Below are 4,130 nucleotides of genomic sequence, written 5' to 3' on the forward strand. Positions count from 1 at the left end.
CGGGGTGCTGGCGATCGGCGTGGGAATCATGCTCGGCATTTTCGATCATCTGTTCGGTCAGAGCGATGGCGGCCCGAGCCGCCCCGCCGGTGGGCGGGGCGGCCCTGGCGGGCACAACCACACCTGATGATGATCTTTCGCGCAATCCGACATAAGGAGTAAGTCCCGTGACCGAACGCGTCGTGCTTGCCTACTCGGGCGGCCTCGACACGTCCGTGGCCATCGGCTGGATCGGCGCCGAGACCGGCGCCGAGGTCGTCGCGCTGGCGGTCGATGTCGGCCAGGGCGGCGAGGACCTCGAGGCCATCCGCGAGCGTGCCCTCACCTGCGGCGCCGTCGAGTCGATCGTGGTCGACGCCCGCACGGAGTTCGCCGAGTCCTTCGTCGCCCCGGCGATCCGTAGCAACGCTCTGTACATGGACCGGTACCCGTTGATCTCGTCGCTGTCGCGGCCGATCATCGTCAAGCACCTCGTCGCGGCCGCCCGCGAGCACGGCGCGGACGCGATCGCCCACGGCTGCACCGGCAAGGGCAACGACCAGGTGCGGTTCGAGGTCGGCGTGTCGGCGCTGGCCCCCGGGTTGAAGGTGCTCGCCCCGGTGCGCGACTCGGGCATGACCCGGGACAAGGCGATCGCCTTCGCCGAGGAGCGCGGGCTGCCCATCGACGTGTCCAAGCGCTCGCCGTACTCCATCGACCAGAACCTGTGGGGGCGCACCGCCGAGTGCGGCATCCTCGAGGACCCGTGGGCGCAGCCGCCGGAGGACGTCTTCGTCTACTCGGCGGACCCGACGGTCGCCCGGACCCCCGACGAGGTGACGATCTCCTTCACCGACGGCATCCCGACCGGCCTGGACGGGCGTTCCCTGCCGCTGGCGGAGCTTGTCGCCGAGCTCAACACCCGCGCGGGCGCGCACGGCGTCGGCCGGATCGACATGATCGAGGACCGGCTGGTCGGGATCAAGAGCCGGGAGATCTACGAGTGCCCGGCGGCGATCACCCTGCTGACCGCGCACCGTGACCTGGAGGACCTCACCCTCGAGCGCGACGTCGCCCGGTTCAAGCGGGGCGTCGACCAGCGTTGGGGCGAGATCGTCTACGACGGCCTGTGGTACTCGCCGCTCAAGGCCGCCCTCGACGCCTTCGTCGACTCGGCGAGCGCCGGGGTCAACGGGGACGTGCGGCTGCGGCTCGCGGGCGGGGTCGCCCAGGTCGTCGGCCGGCGTAGCCCGGGCAGCCTCTACGACCACGCGCTGGCCACCTACGACGCCGGCGACCAGTTCGACCAGGGTGACGCGCGCGGGTTCATCGAGCTCTGGGGCCTGCCGACGAAGGTCTGGGCGGCCCGCGAGCAGCGGCTGAACTCGTGACCTCGACGGATCGCTCCGAGGACGCGACGGCGCCGAAGCCGGCCGAGGAGTCAACCGCCGGCGGGGCTACCGACGCCGACGCGCCCGCCGGGGGGGTGCTCGCCGGCGGGGCGTCGGTCGGCGCGCCGATGCGGCTGTGGGGCGGGCGGTTCGCCGGCGGCCCGGCGGAGGCGCTCGCCCGGCTGTCGGTGAGCGTCCAGTTCGACTGGCGGCTCGCGCCGTACGACCTGCTCGCCTCGAAGTCGCACGCCCGGGTGCTGCACCGAGCTGACCTGCTCGACGACGCCGAGCTCACCGCGATGCTCGCCGCCATCGACGACCTTTCCGACGCGGTCGCCCAGGGCCGGTTCCGGCCCACGATCGAGGACGAGGACGTCCACACCGCCCTCGAACGCGGGCTGCTGGAGCGGCTCGGCGCACTCGGCGGCAAGCTGCGCGCCGGCCGCAGCCGCAACGACCAGGTCGCCACCGACCTGCGCCTGTATCTGCGCGAGCACGCCCGCCAGGTGGCGGCCCGGCTGACCGAGCTGTCCCAGGCGCTGGTCACCGTCGCCGGGCAGCACGTGGACACCCCGGCGCCGGGGATGACCCACCTGCAGCACGCCCAGCCGATCTCGTTCGGCCACCAGTTGCTTGCCCACGTGCAGGCGTTCGTGCGGGACACCGACCGGCTGCGGGACTGGGACCGGCGGGCGTCGGTGAGCGCGCTCGGTGCCGGGGCGCTGGCCGGCTCGTCGCTGCCGCTGGACCCGCGGGGCGTCGCCGCCGAGCTGGGGTTCGACCGGGCGTTCGAGAACTCGCTCGACGCCGTGTCGGACCGTGACTTCGCCGCCGAGTTCCTGTTCGTGGCCGCGCTGATCGGGGTGCACCTGTCCCGCCTCGGCGAGGAGATCGTGCTGTGGACGACCCGCGAGTTCGGCTGGGTCGAGCTGGACGACGCTTTCGCGACCGGCAGCTCGATCATGCCGCAGAAGAAGAACCCGGACGTCGCCGAGCTCGCCCGGGGCAAGTCCGGTCGGCTCATCGGCGGGCTGACCGGCTTCCTCGCCACCCTCAAGGGGCTCCCGCTCGCCTATGACCGGGACCTGCAGGAGGACAAGGAGCCGGTCTTCGACGCGGTCGACACACTGCTGCTGGTGTTGCCCGCGCTGACGGGCACCGTCGCGACGATGCGGGTCCGCCGCGAGCGGTTGGCCGCTGCCGCGCCGGACGGCTTCGCGCTGGCGACCGACGTCGCCGAGTACCTGGTACGCCGCGGCGTACCGTTCCGGCAGGCGCACGAGGCCGTCGGCCAGCTCGTCTCCTGGTGCGTCGCCCACGACGTCGACCTCGACGGTGTGTCCGACGACGACCTCGCAGTGATCAATCCGTTGCTGACCGCGGACGTGCGCAGCGTGCTGTCGGTCTCCGGCGCGCTGCAGGCCCGCTCCGCCCCCGGCGGGACCGCGCCGGACCGCGTGCGTGAGCAGCTCGCGGCGCTACGCCCGGTCCTCGACCGGGACCGCGAATGGGCGGTGGACTGACGGGGACCGTCGAGCTCCCTGAGGGGCCCGAGCCTCCCGAGGTATCCGAGCCTTCCGAGGTAGCTGGACCTCCCGAGGTACCGAAGACCCCCGAGGCTCCCGGGCCGGCCGCCCATGTGGCCGGCCCGGCGCCGTACCCGGCGAGCTTCTTCGACCGGCCCGTGCTGGCCGTGGCACCGGATCTGCTCGGTGCGACGGTCCGGCACGGGCCGGTCGCCGTTCGGATCACGGAGGTCGAGGCGTACGGCGGCCTGGGCGATCCCGCCTCCCACGCCTTCCGCGGGCCGACCCCGCGGGCAGCGGTGATGTTCGGGCCGCCGGGTCGGGCGTACGTCTACCTCAGCTATGGCATCCACTGGTGCCTCAACGTCGTCTGCGGGCCGGCGGGGGAGGGGTCGGCGGTGTTGTTGCGGGCCGGTGAGGTCGTCGACGGCGGCGAGGTGGCGCAGGCCCGTTGGCCGATGCTCGCCGCCCGGGACCTGGCCAGGGGGCCCGGTCGACTCGGGCGGGTGCTCGGCGTCGCTGCCTCGTTGACCGGAACTCCGGTCACGGGTGGCGGACCTCTGCTGGTCCTGCCGCCGGCGTCCGCGGCCGCCGAGCTCGGCGGCGGACCGGCGGTGGGCGGTGGGCCGCCAGTCGGCGGTGGGGAGCCGGGGACGGTGAGCCAACGAATCGAACGAGGCCCACGGGTGGGGATCAGCGCCGGGGCCGAGCGTCCGTGGCGCTTCTGGCTGGCGGGTGAGCCGTCGGTCAGCTCCCCGCGGCCAGGCCGTCGCCGCAGGTGACGGCCGAGGGGACAGATGAGGACGGACGGTGCGCCGTGCCCTCCTCGCCAACTTGGCCCAGACCGCCAAGCCTCCCATATCAGAACATCACATCGAACCCCTCCATGGGCGGTGTGACATAGGTCACACATCTGAGTGGGGGATTGATTTGACGGCCACCGTCATCCACCCGTAATGTTCTCTCTGTCAGCGCAGCACGGCGGACGCCGAACAGGGCGGCTCCACTCGCTGACAGAGCCCCTCCTCGGAGGGTGCTCGGGGAGAGCAAGTGCGAGGCGGCCCCTTCTTGGGCGTACTGACTAGCACTGCTCCACAAAACTTCGTAAGTGGCTAGGAATCTGCACGAGTGGGACATCTTCGGATATAACCTCGTCTGCGCCTGCTCCTTGAGAACTCAACAGCGTGCCGATTGTCAGTGCCAATTGTTTTACCTCGTTCATGGCCTGGCTGGT

3 protein-coding genes are annotated in these 4,130 nt (G+C 72.0%); all 3 read left to right on the forward strand.

Annotated elements, in window-relative coordinates:
* The first annotated feature begins 167 nt into the window (after nt 1–167).
* The 3 genes from ND748_RS26780 to ND748_RS26790 are packed head-to-tail and all read left to right on the forward strand — an operon-like array spanning nt 168 to nt 3,678.
* Nucleotides 168–1,370: an argininosuccinate synthase gene (locus tag ND748_RS26780; protein WP_251748989.1), complete on the forward strand. Its 1,203-nt coding sequence runs from the start codon at nt 168–170 to the stop codon at nt 1,368–1,370.
* Complete coding sequence (argH, locus tag ND748_RS26785) at nt 1,367–2,893, forward strand: argininosuccinate lyase (protein ID WP_251748990.1); 1,527 nt, start codon at nt 1,367–1,369, stop codon at nt 2,891–2,893. Before ND748_RS26780 ends, argH begins: the two co-directional genes overlap by 4 nt.
* A complete protein-coding gene (locus ND748_RS26790) occupies nt 2,878–3,678 on the forward strand; it encodes a DNA-3-methyladenine glycosylase (RefSeq protein ID WP_251748991.1) in 801 nt (266 codons plus the stop codon). Before argH ends, ND748_RS26790 begins: the two co-directional genes overlap by 16 nt.
* Nucleotides 3,679–4,130: the final 452 nt, after the last annotated feature.

The sequence above is a fragment of the Frankia sp. AiPs1 genome (assembly GCF_023716945.1).
Classification (GTDB): Bacteria; Actinomycetota; Actinomycetes; order Frankiales; family Frankiaceae; genus Frankia.